The sequence below is a fragment of the Streptomyces sp. NPDC058375 genome (genome assembly GCF_042723425.1).
Classification (GTDB): Bacteria; Actinomycetota; Actinomycetes; order Streptomycetales; family Streptomycetaceae; genus Streptomyces; species Streptomyces durocortorensis.
This window is the reverse complement of the sequence record NZ_JBHXJG010000186.1, coordinates 1-14,781: the sequence shown is the minus strand read 5'-3', so window position 1 is coordinate 14,781 and position 14,781 is coordinate 1. Positions and strand designations below refer to the sequence as shown.

Here is a 14,781-nt window from a genome sequence, read left to right as displayed (position 1 = left end):
GGCCGGAGCCCCGGCGCGCCCGCCCCCTCGGCCGCACCGGGCGGGACGTCAGGCGGTGCCGGACGTCAGGTTCTTCTCGCCCCGCACCGCGCGCATGTCCTCGACGAACAGTTGGAAGAGGAGTCGCGTGATGTCGGTCTTGCCGATGGAGAGGCTGAACGGCTCCTTCTCCTCGGGCTTCAGGCCGACGTACCCGGCGAGCGCGCCCTCGCCGGCGGCTGCCTCCGGGAACGGGTCGTCGGCGCTCTCCCGGGTCTTCCTGATGTGGTACGGGGTTCCCTTGTCCCCGGAGATGGCCATGTAGTCCGGCGAGAAGAGGAGTTCGTGGGCCCCGGGCTTGAGCGTGAACTCCACCGTCACCTGGGTGTCCTCGTTGGTGAAGTACTCGGCGGCCTGGCCCGCGTCGCCCAGGTGGTTGCTGATCGGCATGATGCCGGCCTCGCCCTTCGCCACGGCCCCCCGGAAGCGTTTGGAGATCCCGGCGGTGTCCTCCTGGGAGGTGATCCACTCCTCGGTGAGCGCTGCCAGGCCCTTCCACTCCATGATGGCGTTCGCTTCTTCCGCCATCATCGTGCGGTAGAGCTTCAGGCGGCCGGTCTCGCCCTTCTCGGCGAGTGCCTTCAGCTCCGCCAGGAGCCCGGGGCCCACCGAGGCCAGGATGTCCTCCAGCTTCCGAACGGGCGCCTTCGCCTTCTTCTTCTTGCCCTTCTGTTTCGGCGGGAGCAGCGGGTGGCCCGCCGCTTCCATCTCGCCCTTCCAGTGACTTGCCCCGAGCATGTCCTGCGGATCGACCACCCGCTGCACCGCCGCCGTCGCCGGGCCGGGGCTGCCGGAAGGGTCCGGCGCCCGTTGCACGTCCGTACGGGCCGGGGCGGCCATCACCCGGCGCGCGTTGGCCTCGGCGGCCCGCTCGAACCGGTCGGAGGGGTCGGAGACCTTCAGCCCGCCGCCGTTGTCGGTGCCCGCGACCTGGCCCCGGCGCTGCTGGATGACGTGGGTCAGCTCATGGGCGAGGGTGTGCCGGTCCCCGCCGCCGTCGCCGATGACGACATGGTTGCCGGAGGTGTAGGCGCGGGCGCCGACCTCGGCCGCGGACGCCTTCGCGGCGCTGTCGTCGTGGACGCGTACGTCCGAGAAGTCCGCGCCGAGACGCGACTCCATGTCACTGCGGACGGTGTCCTCCAGGGGACGGCCGGAGGTACGCAGCACGTCGTGGACGGCGGAGCGCTGCACGGTGGGCTGCTGAACCCCCTCGTGGCCGCAGCCCGCGTCGTGCCGATGCCCCTCCCGGGCCTGGAGCCCGGCCCGGCGCAGCATCTGGACGGCAACCGCGTTGCCCACGGTGGCCTGGAGCGCGAGAAGCCCTTGCGGCGCCGCGGCCGCCGCGTCCCGCTCTCCGGCCCGTGCCTCCCGCGCGGCGTCGGCCTGGTCCTGCTTGCTGCCGGAGCGGCCTGTCCTGTTGGTGCCCTGTGTCCGCACGGAGACCCTTTCCCTTGATCAGCGGCGTACCTTCCTGGATACAGGGACCACCCCCGGGGCAGCGAGGGCCCTGGGGGCAGAGTCCGCCGACCGCAAGGGCACCGGCACGCGCGCGGGGAGCCGGGGGCCCCGGCCGGCTCCGCGGGCCTCACATCCCCGGCGGCGGTGTCGGGGCTCCCGGCAGGGTGATCGTGGCGACCGTGCCGGGGCCGGTGTCCGGGGACGGGCGGAGGGTGATCTCGCCGCCCGCCTGGTGCACCGTACGGGCCACGATGGACAGGCCCAGGCCCGAGCCGGGAAGCTGGCGGGCGGAGGGGGAGCGCCAGAAGCGTTCGAAGACGTGGGGGAGTTCCTCGGCGGGGATGCCGGGGCCCCGGTCCCGCACCGTCAGCTCGCCCCGGTGCAGCCGCACGTCGATCGTGGAGCCCGGCGGGCTGAACTTCACCGCGTTGTCCAGGACGTTGACGATCGCCCGTTCCAGGGCCGCCGGCTCCGCCCGTACGTACCAGGGGGCCAGGTCCTCCGTGATCGTCAGCTCCGGGCCGCGCAGGCGGGCGCGGCGCAGGGCGGTGCGGGTGATCTCGTGCAGGGCCACCACCTGGAGCGGGCCCGGCTCGGCCGCGTCCGGGCGGGCCAGCTCCTGGAGGTCGCCGATCAGCGCGGCCAGCTCCGTCATCTGGGCCTTCACCGAGGCCATCAGCGCCTTGCGGTCCTCCGGCGGGATCACCCGGCCCGTATCGTCGCTGCGGGCCAGCAGCTCCACGTTCGTCCGCAGCGAGGTCAGCGGGGTGCGCAGCTCATGGCCCGCGTCCGCGATCAGCTGGGACTGGCGGTCGCGGGAGGAGGCCAGCTGGGCGGCCATCGAGTTGAAGGAGTGCGAGAGGCGGGCGATCTCGTCCTCGCCGTCGACCGGGATGCGCACGGTCAGGTCCTCCGTGCGCGCCACGTGCTCGACCGCCTCGGTGAGTTCGTCCACCGGGCGCAGCCCCGCCCGCGCCACCCACAGCCCGGCCGCGCCCGCGCCGACGGCGCCGATGCCGCCGACCAGGGCCAGCACCCAGGCGAGCGTGGACAGCGGCGCGTCGATCTCGCTGAGCGGGCGGGCCACCGATACGGCCAGCTCGTTGTTGGCTTGGCCGGAGCTGACCACCGGGGGCAGCTTGCGGGTGTAGACCCGCATGTCCTGCCCGGCGTCGTTCTCCGTCGTGTGCAGGGCGTCGGCCTCCCGCCCCGCGGCCACCGCGATGTCGCTGGGCCGGGCGGGGACGGGCGTCGTGTTCGGGGCCGTGCAGTAGTCGCCGTTCGCCGCGACGATCTGCACGGTGTACTGGCCGGGGAACTCCTGCGCGGGCAACTGCCCGCCGCTCAGGCACGAGCTCAGCAGATCCCGCATCGGCGCGTTGTCCATCTTCGCGTCGCGCAGCGAGTCGTCGAGCTGGTCCTCCAGCTGGGCCCGGGTCACGAACCAGCACGCCACCGCCACCGCCGCGACCGCCACCGCGACCGCCGTGGCCACCAGCAGCGCCAGCCGGGAGCGCAGCGGCAGCGCCCGGAAGCGGCGCACCAGGCCCTTCTTCCGGGCGGGGCGGGCCTCGCCCCGGCCCTCGCCCCCATCGGTCCTGGGAGGTTGCGCCGTGCTGCCCCCGGGGGGTTGTGCCGTGCTCACGCCTCGCCGCTCCCGCCCGTACGCAGCGCGTACCCCACCCCGCGCACGGTGTGGACCAGGCGCGGCTCGCCGCCCGCCTCCGTCTTGCGGCGCAGGTACATCACGTACACGTCCAGGGAGTTGGAGCTCGGCTCGAAGTCGAATCCCCAGACGGCCTTGAGGATCTGCTCCCGGGTCAGCACCTGGCGCGGGTGCGACAGGAACATCTCCAGCAGCGTGAACTCGGTACGGGTCAGCTCCACCCGCCGCTCGCCCCGGGTGACCTCCCGGGTGGCCAGGTCCATCCGCAGGTCGGCGAAGGCGAGCACGTCGTCGTCGGGAGCCTCCGCGCCCGCCGCCGCTGCCGACGCGTACGAACTGCGGCGCAGCAGGGCCCGGATGCGGGCGAACAGTTCGTCCAGCTCGAACGGCTTGACCAGGTAGTCGTCCGCCCCCGCGTCCAGGCCGGTCACCCGGTCCCCGACGGTGTCGCGGGCGGTGAGCATCAGGATGGGCGTCGTCGAGCCGGTGGCCCGGATGCGGCGGGCGGCGGTGAGGCCGTCCATCCGGGGCATCTGGATGTCCAGGACGATGAGGTCGGGGGCGTACGCCTCGGCCATCGCCAGGGCGTCGTACCCGTCGACCGCGACCTGCGTCCCGTACCCCTCGAAGGCGAGGCTGCGTTGCAGCGCCTCGCGCACGGCCGGTTCGTCGTCGACGATCAGGATACGCTGGGGATCGTCTTCGGCGGGGCTCATCGCTGTGTCGTCCTCTTCTCGTGTCGACCTGGTCCCTCCCCGGTCCGCGGGGTGCTCTCAGCCTTGCACGGCCGGGACGCCGCGCGGGATCAGGAACCGTCGCCCGCGCGCAGGGTGTCCAGGTCGGCCTTGAGGGTGTTCACCGGGATGGCGAAGCCGAGGCCCACGCTGCCCGCCGAGGAACCGCTCCCCGCCTGCGCCGAACTCGGCGCGTACATCGCGGAGTTGATGCCGATGATCTCGCCGTCCATGTTGATCAGCGCACCGCCGGAGTTGCCGGGGTTGAGTGACGCGTCGGTCTGGAGCGCCTTGTACGTGGTCGTCTCCTCGCCCGTGTCGCCGTTGAACTGCTGCCCGCCGAACTCGAACGGCCACTGCTGACCGCCGCCCTGCCCGCCCTGGCCCTGCCCCTGGCCGGAGCCGCTGCCGGAGTCGTCCTTGGCGACCGTGACGTCCCGGTCCAGCGCGGAGACGATGCCGCTGGTGACCGTGCCGGTCAGACCCTCCGGCGAGCCGATCGCCACGACCTGCTCGCCGACCTTGACCTTGGAGGAGTCGCCGAGCGTCGCCGTCTTGAGCCCGCTCGCGCCCCGGAGCTTGATGAGCGCCAGGTCCTTGCCGGGGTCGGTGCCCACCACGTCGGCGGTGTAGGTCTTGCCGGTCGAGAGGGTGACCTGGATCTGCTGCGCGCCGGAGATGACGTGGTTGTTGGTGACGATCTCACCGTCCTCGGTGATCACCACCCCCGAGCCGGTGGACTTGCCCGCCGACGACGCCGCGCCGATCTCCACGATGGCCGGCGAGACGGCCTCCGCGACGCCCGCCACGGTGCCCTTGCTGCTCTGCGAGACGGTGGTGCCGTTGACCGCGCCGCCCGAACCGGTGGCGGCGGAGTTCTGGCCGTTCAGCTGGCCGACGAGGGTGGCGGTGCCGCCGCCGATCACGCCCGCCGCGATCGCCACCGCCGCCAGCAGGGCGACCGGCCGCTTCGCCCTGCGCCTGCCGGTGGTGGTGGGAGCGTACGGGGGCGGCGGCGGGTACCCACCGGCCGCAGCGCCGTCGTACGCCGTGCCGTCCTGCGCCGTGCCGTTGTACGCCGTGCCGTCGTACGTGTACGGGGAGGCGTACGGGTACGAGGCCGGGTCCTGGTCCGTCGAGTGCGCGCCGCTCGGGCGAAGGTTCTCCGTCATGTGCACCAGGCTCGGCGGCGAAGATGAGAAGGGCCTGAGTACGTCCTGAGAAGCCCGGAAGAACCGCGTATGCCCGCTGTAAAGGCCACGCCCGAGCTGACGGTCACCGCGCCGGCGTCGGCGGCTCCCCGCAGCCGCACGAGCGCCGGACCACCAGCGCGGAGGGGAACTGCTTCAGCCGCTCCCGCCGCGATCCCGAGACCCGCAGCGCGTCGTCCAGCACCAGGTCCACGGCCGCCCGCGCCATCGCCGGGCGGTCGGAGTAGACCGTGGTCAGCGGCGGATCGGTGAGACCCGCCTCCTTCACGTCGTCGAAGCCCGCCACCGCCAGCTCGCCCGGCACGTCGATGCGCAGCTCACGGGCGGCCCGCAGCACGCCGAAGGCCTGGTCGTCCGTGGCGCAGAAGATCGCCGGCGGCCGGTCCGGGCCGGCCAGCAGCCCGAGTGCCACCTGATAGGCGTCGTAACGGTTGTACGGGGCCTGGAACAGCCGGCCCTCCGTGGAGCGGCCCGACTCGTGCATCGCCCGCCGCCAGCCCTCGACGTGGTCGGCGACCGGGTCGCCGACCGAAGGGGTCTCCTCCGTACCGCCGAGGCAGGCCACGTACGGATGGCCGTGCTCCAGCAGGTGCCGGGTGGCGAGCTGGGCGCCGCCCACGTCGTCGGTGACCACGGCGACGTCGTCGATCGCCTCGGGGCGCTCGTGCAGCAGGACTACCCGGGCGTCCCAGGCCTCGATCTCGGCGGCGGCGCGCTCGCTGGGGCCCTGGCTGACCAGGATCAGGCCGGAGACCCGCATGCCGAGGAAGGCCCGCAGATAGTGGACCTCGCGCTCGTCGCGGTAGTCGGAGTTGCCGACGAGCACCATTTTCCCGCGCTCGGCGGCAGCCTGTTCGACCGCGTGCGCCATCTCCGCGAAGAACGGCTGCCGGGCGTCCGGCACGATCATGCCTATGAGGTCCGTGCGGCGCGAGGCCATGGCCTGGGCGACCCGGTCGGGCCGGTAGCCCAACTGCTTGATCGCGGCGAGCACCCGCTCGCGCGTGGCCGGGGCGACCGGCCGGGGTCCGTTGTTGATGACGTAACTGACGACCGCGGTCGACGTCCCCGCCAGTCTCGCCACATCGTCCCGCGTCACCTTGGCCACGCGCGGCAGTCTACGCGGATGGACCTACCTCTTGGCAGCCTCCACCGGCGCCTCTTCCGCCGCCGTGGCCGAAGAGGACTGCTCCGATCGGGCGACGGGCCGGGCGTCGGGCCGGGCGTCGGGCCGGGCGTCGGAGTCGGCCGCCTTCTGCCGGGCGGCCGCCCGCTCCTTCGCCTCCTCCGCCGCGCGCTCGGACTTCTCCGGCTTCTCCGGGGTGACGAAGCGGTAGCCGACGTTGCGGACGGTCCCGATCAGCGACTCGTGCTCCGGGCCGAGCTTGGCGCGCAGCCGTCGTACGTGGACGTCGACCGTCCGCGTACCGCCGAAGTAGTCGTACCCCCAGACCTCCTGGAGGAGCTGGGCGCGGGTGAACACCCGGCCCGGGTGCTGGGCGAGGTATTTCAGCAGTTCGAATTCCTTGAAGGTCAGGTCCAGGACCCGGCCCTTGAGTTTCGCGCTGTACGTCGCCTCGTCGACGGAGAGATCACCGTTGCGGATCTCCATCGGGGAGTCGTCGGAGGTGATCTGCTGGCGGCCCATGGCCAGGCGCAGCCGCGCCTCGACCTCCGCCGGGCCCGCCGTGTCCAGCAGGACGTCGTCGACGCCCCAGTCGGCGGTGACGGCCGCGAGACCGCCCTCGGTGACGACGAGGATCAGCGGACAGCCGGGCCCCGTGGACCGCAGCAGCTGACAGAGCGAGCGGACCTGCGGAAGGTCGCGCCGCCCGTCGACGAGGATCACGTCGGCGCCCGGGGTGTCCACCAGGGCCGGGCCCTCGGCGGGGGCCACCCGCACGCTGTGGAGCAGAAGACCGAGTGCGGGGAGCACCTCCGTCGACGGCTGGAGTGCGTTCGTCAGAAGCAGCAGTGAACTCATCGCCGCCCACCTGCCTGGTTCGGTCGATCGTGTTGCACGGTTCGCTCGCCCATTACGTCGGTCCTCCTCGTTCCCTGCGAGAGGGGCACTCCCGGGTCGGACCCGGGGGAGTATGCGGCACTGCTTCGTACGTCATGCGGTCCTGCGTCATGCGTCCCGCGTCATGCGGTTTTTACGGTGCGGTCCCGCGCCCTGGGACCGATGAGCTTGTGGAAACGTCGTCGTAACAACGCCGGTAAAGCACAAAAGGACCCGGGGGCTGCATTGCCCGGATCCTCTTCGCAGCAGAATAGCCCACATGAGTTCCGTGTCCGAGGGTCGATTCCGGGGTTCTTCTGTTCCCTTGCTCACGCCACCCCCACGATTCGCCACATTGCTGACGGATGACAGCGTGCCGGTCGAGGCGGTGTACGAACCGTGTACGGCGGGTTCCGCGGCGGTCGCCGGAGCCCGTACGGAACCGGCGGCCGCCATCCCCGTGATCGTCGTCGCGCACGGGTTCACCGGTTCCGCCGACCGCCCCGCCGTACGCCGTGCCGCGCGGGTGTTCGCCCAGCGTGCGGCCGTGATCACGTTCTCGTTCCGGGGCCACGGGAGGTCCGGCGGGCGCTCCACGGTGGGCGACCGCGAGGTGCTGGACCTGGCGGCCGCGGTGGCCTGGGCGCGGGAGCTCGGGCACACCCGGGTGGTGACGGTCGGGTTCTCGATGGGTGGCTCGGTGGTGCTCCGGCACGGCGCTCTGTATACGGCGGAGACCGTGACGTATGCGGCGGAGACCGTGGCCGGGGGCGCGGAATCCGTGGCCGGGGGTACGGCCATTCGCGTGCCGGAGCGCGAGGGGTACGCGGGGCGTGAGGGGCGCATACGGCGCACGGGGGCGCACTCGGACGCGGTCGTCTCCGTCAGTGCGCCCGCCCGGTGGTATTACCGGGGCACGGCCCCGATGCGCCGGCTGCACTGGGTGGTCACCCGCCCCTCGGGCCGCCTCGTCGGCCGCTACGGATTCCGTACCCGCATCGCCACCGAGGACTGGGATCCCGTCCCGCTCTCCCCGGTCGCGGCGGTCCCGCTCATCGCCCCGGCCCCGCTGCTGCTCGTGCACGGCGACCGCGACCCGTACTTCCCGGTGGACCACCCGAGGATGCTGGCGGAGGCGGCCGGTCCCGGCGGCGCGGAGCTGTGGCTGGAGCGGGGGATGGGCCACGCGGAGAACGCGGCGGACGACGCCCTCCTGGCCCGCATCGCCGACTGGGCGACGGGCACGCCGCCCGCGTGACCCATCATGGAGAGCTGACGCACGAGGCGTGGGTCGACCGGACCCACCGAACCTAAGGAGTGGCGCCATGGCAGCGGGGACGATCCGCTACTGGGCTGCGGCCAAGGCAGCCGCGGGCACCGCGGAGGAGCCGTACGCGGCGGCGACCCTCGCCGAGGCGCTCGACGCGGTGCGCGAGAGGCACCCCGGCGAGCTGAGCCGGGTGCTCCAGCGGTGCTCGTTCCTCATCGACGGCGACCCCGTCGGTACCCGTGGGCATGAGACCGTACGCCTTGCCGAGGGCGGCACGGTCGAGGTGCTCCCGCCGTTCGCAGGAGGGTGAACCGCAGGCCATGAGCAGCAGCGATCAGCAGTACCCGTACCCGTACCCGTACGACCGCAGCGATCAGCAGTACCCGTACCCGTACGACCCCGAGCACCGGCCGCAGCCCTCCCCGCAGTGGCCCGACGGGACGGCCGGGCAGCCCGCCGCGCCCGCCGCGTCCCAGGAGCCGGCCGCCTTCGACCAGGGTGCGACGCAGACGTGGCAGGCGCCGACCTGGGACACGCAGTACCAACCGACGATCGGCCCGGACGGGGACGCACACGGGGCGCAGGGGCACGGGCAGCCCGGCCACGGCCAGCCCGGCCAGGTGCAGCAGGGGCACGGGCAGCACGGCCAGGTGCAGCACGGGCACGGGCAGCACGGCCAGGTGCAGCCGCAGCCGGATCCGTACGGACAGCAGCAGCCCGGTTCCTACGGGACGCCTCAGCCGCACCCTCCGTACCAGCAGCACTACCAGGAGCAGTACCAGCCGCAGCAGCCGCAGCAGTACCCGCAGTACCAGGGGCAGCAGCCGTCGTACCCGGCCTCGTCGGCGGCCGATACCGCGTATCTGCCGCCTCAGGGGGCCGCGGGCTCCTTCCCGCTGCCGCCCGAGGTCCCGGCCGCGCCCGTACCGCCCGCCGGGCAGCCCGTACCCGTCGCACCGGTCGCACAGCCCGTACAGCCGACACCCGCGACCGCTCCCGTGACCGAGCCCGCGAGCGCGGCCGCGCCGTCCGGGCCCGGTGACACGGGGTACAGCGCGCCCACGACGCTGGGCAACGCCCGGATCACCGACGCCCAGCGGGCCCGCGCCGAGGGGCGCTCGCCGATCATCGCGCCGGGAATGCAGCCCGCGGCGCTCACCGCCGCGCTCGGCCTGCTCCTCGCGGGAGGCGCGGCGATCGGGACGTACGCCCTGCTCGTCCCGGTGGTGCTCCTCCAGGCGGTGACGGCCGCCGGCTGGTTCCGGCTCAACGGCATGTGGCCCGCCCGCCAGGGCATCGCGCTCGCCTTCGCCGGGGGCCTGGTCGCCGACATCGTCCTGCTCGCCGCGGGCCGGGAGCACGGCCCCGCCGCCCTGCTGGGCACCCTGGGCGTCTGGGTGCTGCTCACCGTGGTCCTCCAGCTCCGCAGCCACGCGGGGGCCGACGAGCGGATGTACGGCCTGATGGCCACCGTCGTCTCGGCGTCCCTCGCGGTGCTCGCGGGCGGACACCTCGCGGCGGTCCCGGACGCGGTGGTCGTCGGCGGGGTGGCCGTCGCGGCGGCCACGCTCGTCCGTGCCCTGCCCCTGCCCGGCGCGGTCTCCCTCCCGGCGGCCCTGCTCGCGGGTGTCGGCGCGGGCGTCGCGGCGGGCGCGCTGACGGACTTCGGCGTGAAGGGCGCGCTGCTCGGCTTCGCGGCGGGCGGCGCCGCGCTCATCGGGCTGCGGGTGGCGAGCTACGACTACCCGTCCCGGTTCGTGCACATGACCGCCGGGGTGGCGCTGCCGCTGACCGTGGCGGCCCCGGTCGTCTATCTGGTCGGCCGCGCCGTCCTCTGACCACGGCTTCGTACCTCTGACCCCTGCTTCGTACCGCCGCTTCGTACCGATGCTGACGGCCCCTCGGGAACCACCGGGGGGCCGTCGCTCGTCGATCACCCAGGGCGTCCACTCCTGCCGCAGTAGGCTCACGGTCGCCAGGGGGACCGATCGGCTCAGGGTGGGGGAACGACACAGATGCGCGCACTGCGAATACTGCTGGTCCTGGTGGTGGTGCTCGGCGGCCTCTTCCTCGCCGTCGACCGCGCGGCCGTCTGGTTCGCGGAGTCCGAGGCGGAGGACCGGGTCACGATCAGCGGGGACGGCCCCGCCACGACGGAGATCTCGATCAAGGGGTTCCCCTTCCTCACCCAGCTCGCCGGATCGCAGCTCGACCGGGTCGACGTCAACCTCACCGGCATGAAGACCAGTGCGGCGGGCCGCACGATCCGGGTCAGCGAGGTCCGGGCCCGGCTCCACGACGTGAAGCTCGGCTCCGGGTACCGCAGCGCCACCGCCGCCCGCGCCACCGGCACCGCGCTCGTCAGTTACGAGGACCTGACGGCGGCGGCCAGCGACGGCGTCGTCGTGGAGTACGGCGGCAAGGGCAAGGCGAAGGTCACCGGCACGGTGGAGATCCTCGGCCGGCCGATCACGCGCAGCGTGCTGTCCACCGTGACCCGCGTCGACGGCCACACGATCAAGGTGCGCGCGGACGAGGTGCCGGGCGAGGGGATTCCCGGCGTCGAGGAGCTGGTCCGCGAGAAGACCGACTTCGAGGGCGACATCGACGGGCTGCCGAAGGGCCTGGAGCTCCAGCAGGTCGAGGTGACCGAGAAGGGCCTGGAGATCTCGGTGACCGGCTCGGACGTCTCCCTGACGGGCTGACCGAGCGGCCGGGTCCGACGCGAAGACCATGGGCGCGGATCCCGCGCGAAGGCGCAGTGGATCCCGCGCGGAATCGGTCCGGATCCGGCACGGGATCGGCCCGGATCCGGATAGTGAGACGCCTGCGTCCGGTCCGCAGATGCGGGGAAGGCTCGGGGGAGCCGGGCGGCGGATCCACTGCCCGCAACCCGTTCCGTATCCCACATTGCGGATGATCGTGTCTCATCATTCGACACGACGGTGACATCTCCGTCCGTACCTCCCTACGATCGGACCCATGAAGCGACAGGCGGACCTCACGAAGCGGCGGGCAGTAGACCTGTGCCGCGTCGCCGCCATGCTCTGTCGCACCTTCTGAGCGGGGCGCTCGCACCGCCGCAGCCGCCCCGTTTCCCCCGGCCCCCCCGACCGTCGCCCCTCGACCGTCACCAGGGCCGACCCCGTGCCCCGTACGCGCCGCGTTCCGTGCCTCCGCGCGTACACCCGCACCCCGCGAACTCCGCATCTCGCACCACCCCGCCGCAGACTGCCCCGGAGGAGAACAACATGAGCCGCAGCGACGTCCTGGTAGACGCCGACTGGGTCGAGGCCCACATCGACGACCCGCAGGTCGCGATCGTCGAGGTGGACGAGGACACCTCGGCGTACGAGAAGAACCACATCAAGAACGCGATCCGGATCGACTGGACCAAGGACCTCCAGGACCCGGTCCGCCGGGACTTCGTCGACCAGGCCGGCTTCGAGAAGCTGCTCAGCGAGAAGGGCATCGGCAACGACACGCTGGTCGTCCTCTACGGCGGCAACAACAACTGGTTCGCGTCGTACGCCTACTGGTACTTCAAGCTGTACGGCCACGAGAACGTGAAGCTCCTCGACGGAGGCCGCAAGAAGTGGGAGCTCGACTCCCGCGACCTGACCGACGTCGTCCCCACCCGCCCGGCCACCCAGTACACGGCCAAGCCGCAGGACGAGTCGATCCGCGCCTACCGCGACGACGTCGTCAAGGCCATCGGCAGCCAGAACCTGGTCGACGTGCGCTCGCCCGACGAGTTCAGCGGCAAGCTGCTCGCCCCGGCCCACCTTCCGCAGGAGCAGTCGCAGCGTCCCGGCCACGTGCCGAGCGCCCGCAACATCCCGTGGTCGAAGAACGCCAACGACGACGGCACCTTCAAGTCGGACGACGAGCTGAAGGCCCTGTACGAGGCCGAGCAGGTCGACCTGGCGAAGGACACCATCGCCTACTGCCGCATCGGTGAGCGCTCCGCGCTCACCTGGTTCGTGCTCCACGAGCTGCTCGGCCAGGAGAACGTCAAGAACTACGACGGTTCCTGGACCGAGTACGGCTCCCTCGTCGGCGTGCCGATCGAGCTCGGCGCCAACAAGTAACCCCACCGACCAGCACCGCTTCGACCTGAAGGACAGAACCATGTGTGGAGCACAGGCCGGTGGCCCCGACGCTTCGACGATCAAGCCCGGTGAGACCACCATCCAGGGCAGCGTGACCCGCGACGGCGAGCCCGTCACCGGCTACGTGCGCCTCCTGGACTCGACCGGTGAGTTCACCGCCGAGGTCCCGACCTCGGCGACCGGACAGTTCCGGTTCTACGCCGCCGAGGGCACCTGGACGCTCCGCGCCCTGGTTCCGGGCGGCAGCGCCGACCGCACGGTCGTCGCCCAGACCGGCGGACTCTCCGAGGTCGCCATCGCCGTCTGATCCTTCACGGGATCCGCGGCACGCCGTATCCGTACGGCACGTTCCGTACGGCACACAGGACGGCCGAAGGGCCGCACCCCAGGGGGTTGGACGCCACCTGATGCGGGGTGCGGCCCTTCGTGCCGTCCGGAGCCGGGCGTCCTACGCTGGAAGCATGTACGCCCGACGCAGGAGGAACTACTTCCTGATGATGGGCGGATGCATCGTGCTCTTCGTGTCCGCCTGGGCCGTGGTGCGCCTGTGGTCCATGCCCGTCGCCATCGGCATGTGCGTGGTCGCCATGGTGATCCCGCCGGTCGCCGCGATGGTCGCCAACCGCCGGGGCCCGGAGGACCGTTGGTGGGACGACCCCTCCGGCGACCCGAAGTCCGACGAGTGGTGGGACGAGCTGGACGGCAAGAAGCGCCACTGAGGCCGCTCCAGGGCAGGGGTCAGTAGACGAGCGCCTGCGTATCGTCCGCCAGGGCCTCCTGCACGAACACCTGCGCACCCGCGATGCGTACGCCCTCCAGCACGTCCTTCTCCGTGATGTCGCGCCGGGCCGCGCACTGGGTGCACAGGGTGATCCGGCCGCCCGCCAGGATCGAGTCCAGCAGGTCGGGCAGCGGGGCCGCGTGCGGCAGTTCGAACTCGGCGGCCCGGCCCGGCAGCGCGAACCACGAGGACTCCCCGGTCAGCCAGAGCGAGACCTCCACTCCGCTGGCGACGCCCACGGCCGCCACGGTGAAGGCCTGCGAACAGCGCTCGGCGGCCTCGGGCCCGGCGGTCACCTTGATCACAAGCTTCTTCGGCATAGGCCGAACTGTAATCGTCCGGGACGCAACCTCCTTGCCGGCCTGGTGGTCACTTGTGCGCGCAGGTAAGGGAACCCGCGCTTCAGGTCTCTTGGGGGAACCCACCTCGGACGCCGACGACCTCGTCGTGAACGTCCAGATCATGAAGATGCGGGACAAGCGGGCGGTCCGCTCCTCCTACGTGAACCGCAAGGAGCTGCTGGACTCCTTCGACGTCTTCCGCAAGGGGCCGTCGATCGACGGCCGCAAGAAGGCCACCTGCTACCGGCAGCCCAAGGGCGACAAGGGCACCCTCCACGGCATCACCTGCATCGCGCACGAGGGAGAGGTCTCGGTCACCGTCGACGCGAACGGCACCGAGCCGTTCAGCCTGTCCGGCGTCGCGGACCTACTATCCGGAGCTGTCCCTGCCCGCGCTCCCGGCCGGTTCGCCCCGGCCGTTCGGGGCCGGCAACCCGGCCGAGATCCACCACGCCGACCTGCGCGACCTGCTGCTGCCGGCCCCTGCCGGAGCGGTGCCGGACAAGAAGCTGCCCGGCGGCTGGATCTCCACCCGGACGTTCCTGGACGCGTACCGGCAGCAGGACCGGCAGTCGGTGGCCCAGCTCCTGAAGGACGCCCCGGCGCGGCACATCGCGGCCCGCGGCTGGACCATGCCGGACGGCACGGTGTCCCGGATCTACCTGGTGCGGTTCACCTCGACGGCGTTCGCGACCGGCATGCTCGGCGACCTGAACGTGGGCTCCTCGGCCGGTACGCCGCTGGACCGCACGGACACCATGGAGATCGACGGCTCCTGGAGCTCGCAGAACGACTTCGAGAACACCTCGTCGTTCGTCTTCGCCGAGCAGGCGCCCTTCGGGGCCGAACACGTCCGGCAGGCGTACACCCTGGCGGGGGACACGCTGGCCCTCGTCGTGCACGAGCGTCCCGGAAAGCGGGAGACGGCCCGCATCCCCTTCCAGCAGACGCTGATCCTGCAGAACCGACTGCTCGCCTGAGACCCGTGACAGCGGCCACCGGCCGACACCTGAACGAGAAGGCCGGGCCCCCACCCATTAGGCGGTGCGGCTCGATCGGAGGGGGTCGGTCTGTCCGTCCTCGGCGAATGGCAGGCGGAAGCCGTCCTCGACGTGGTGGAGGACGCGGCACAGGACGAGCGGCTGTCACCCGAGGCCCGCGCGG

Annotated in this window: 15 protein-coding genes and 1 pseudogene; 9 read left to right on the top strand and 7 right to left on the bottom strand. The window is 72.3% G+C overall.

The window, feature by feature from the left end; genetic code table 11:
- Window positions 1–48: 48 nt before the first annotated feature.
- The 6 genes from ACFWM7_RS25310 to ACFWM7_RS25285 form a co-directional block, all read right to left on the bottom strand.
- Window positions 49–1,479: a DUF4157 domain-containing protein gene (locus ACFWM7_RS25310; protein WP_383264318.1), complete on the bottom strand. Its 1,431-nt coding sequence runs from the start codon at window positions 1,477–1,479 to the stop codon at window positions 49–51.
- Between the two features lie 148 nt (window positions 1,480–1,627).
- Window positions 1,628–3,043 carry an ATP-binding protein gene (locus ACFWM7_RS25305; protein WP_383264321.1) on the bottom strand — a complete coding sequence of 472 codons (1,416 nt, stop codon included), beginning with the start codon at window positions 3,041–3,043 and terminating at the stop codon, window positions 1,628–1,630.
- A 98-nt stretch (window positions 3,044–3,141) separates the two neighbouring features.
- On the bottom strand, window positions 3,142–3,882 hold the full coding sequence (locus ACFWM7_RS25300) for a response regulator transcription factor (RefSeq protein ID WP_383264315.1): 741 nt from the start codon (window positions 3,880–3,882) through the stop codon (window positions 3,142–3,144).
- An 89-nt stretch (window positions 3,883–3,971) separates the two neighbouring features.
- Window positions 3,972–5,072 carry a S1C family serine protease gene (locus tag ACFWM7_RS25295; protein ID WP_383264312.1) on the bottom strand — a complete coding sequence of 367 codons (1,101 nt, stop codon included), beginning with the start codon at window positions 5,070–5,072 and terminating at the stop codon, window positions 3,972–3,974.
- A gap of 103 nt (window positions 5,073–5,175) precedes the next feature.
- Complete coding sequence (locus ACFWM7_RS25290) at window positions 5,176–6,219, bottom strand: LacI family DNA-binding transcriptional regulator (protein WP_383264309.1); 1,044 nt, start codon at window positions 6,217–6,219, stop codon at window positions 5,176–5,178.
- A 24-nt stretch (window positions 6,220–6,243) separates the two neighbouring features.
- On the bottom strand, window positions 6,244–7,095 hold the full coding sequence (locus ACFWM7_RS25285) for a response regulator transcription factor (RefSeq protein WP_383264306.1): 852 nt from the start codon (window positions 7,093–7,095) through the stop codon (window positions 6,244–6,246).
- Between the two features lie 373 nt (window positions 7,096–7,468).
- Here ACFWM7_RS25285 and ACFWM7_RS25280 point away from each other — a divergent pair, with 373 nt between their 5' ends.
- From ACFWM7_RS25280 to ACFWM7_RS25245, 8 genes are all read left to right on the top strand, one after another.
- On the top strand, window positions 7,469–8,371 hold the full coding sequence (locus tag ACFWM7_RS25280) for an alpha/beta hydrolase (protein WP_383264303.1): 903 nt from the start codon (window positions 7,469–7,471) through the stop codon (window positions 8,369–8,371).
- 67 nt (window positions 8,372–8,438) lie between these two features.
- Window positions 8,439–8,693, top strand: a complete 255-nt coding sequence (locus ACFWM7_RS25275) for a MoaD/ThiS family protein (protein ID WP_383264300.1) — start codon at window positions 8,439–8,441, stop codon at window positions 8,691–8,693.
- Window positions 8,694–8,703: 10 nt separating this feature from the next.
- Window positions 8,704–10,221, top strand: coding sequence for a hypothetical protein (locus tag ACFWM7_RS25270; RefSeq protein ID WP_383264297.1), 1,518 nt, complete (start codon window positions 8,704–8,706; stop codon window positions 10,219–10,221).
- Window positions 10,222–10,398: 177 nt separating this feature from the next.
- A complete protein-coding gene (locus ACFWM7_RS25265) occupies window positions 10,399–11,088 on the top strand; it encodes a DUF2993 domain-containing protein (RefSeq protein WP_383264294.1) in 690 nt (229 codons plus the stop codon).
- A gap of 277 nt (window positions 11,089–11,365) precedes the next feature.
- Window positions 11,366–11,446, top strand: coding sequence for a putative leader peptide (locus ACFWM7_RS25260; RefSeq protein ID WP_350310325.1), 81 nt, complete (start codon window positions 11,366–11,368; stop codon window positions 11,444–11,446).
- 188 nt (window positions 11,447–11,634) lie between these two features.
- Window positions 11,635–12,474, top strand: a complete 840-nt coding sequence (locus tag ACFWM7_RS25255) for a sulfurtransferase (protein WP_093807668.1) — start codon at window positions 11,635–11,637, stop codon at window positions 12,472–12,474.
- A 40-nt stretch (window positions 12,475–12,514) separates the two neighbouring features.
- Window positions 12,515–12,802 carry a DUF1416 domain-containing protein gene (locus tag ACFWM7_RS25250; RefSeq protein WP_003968135.1) on the top strand — a complete coding sequence of 96 codons (288 nt, stop codon included), beginning with the start codon at window positions 12,515–12,517 and terminating at the stop codon, window positions 12,800–12,802.
- Between the two features lie 154 nt (window positions 12,803–12,956).
- The gene (locus tag ACFWM7_RS25245) at window positions 12,957–13,214 is read left to right on the top strand and encodes a DUF3099 domain-containing protein (protein ID WP_383264290.1); all 258 of its coding nucleotides are present in this window, start codon (window positions 12,957–12,959) and stop codon (window positions 13,212–13,214) included.
- A gap of 19 nt (window positions 13,215–13,233) precedes the next feature.
- On the opposite strand, the gene ACFWM7_RS25240 is transcribed toward ACFWM7_RS25245, so the two are convergent.
- Complete coding sequence (locus ACFWM7_RS25240; protein WP_010063599.1) at window positions 13,234–13,596, bottom strand: DsrE family protein; 363 nt, start codon at window positions 13,594–13,596, stop codon at window positions 13,234–13,236.
- A 392-nt stretch (window positions 13,597–13,988) separates the two neighbouring features.
- Between ACFWM7_RS25240 and ACFWM7_RS25235 the strand changes: the two are divergent.
- Window positions 13,989–14,597, top strand: a pseudogene (locus ACFWM7_RS25235) (hypothetical protein); the annotation flags it as partial.
- Between the last annotated feature and the right edge of the window lie 184 nt (window positions 14,598–14,781).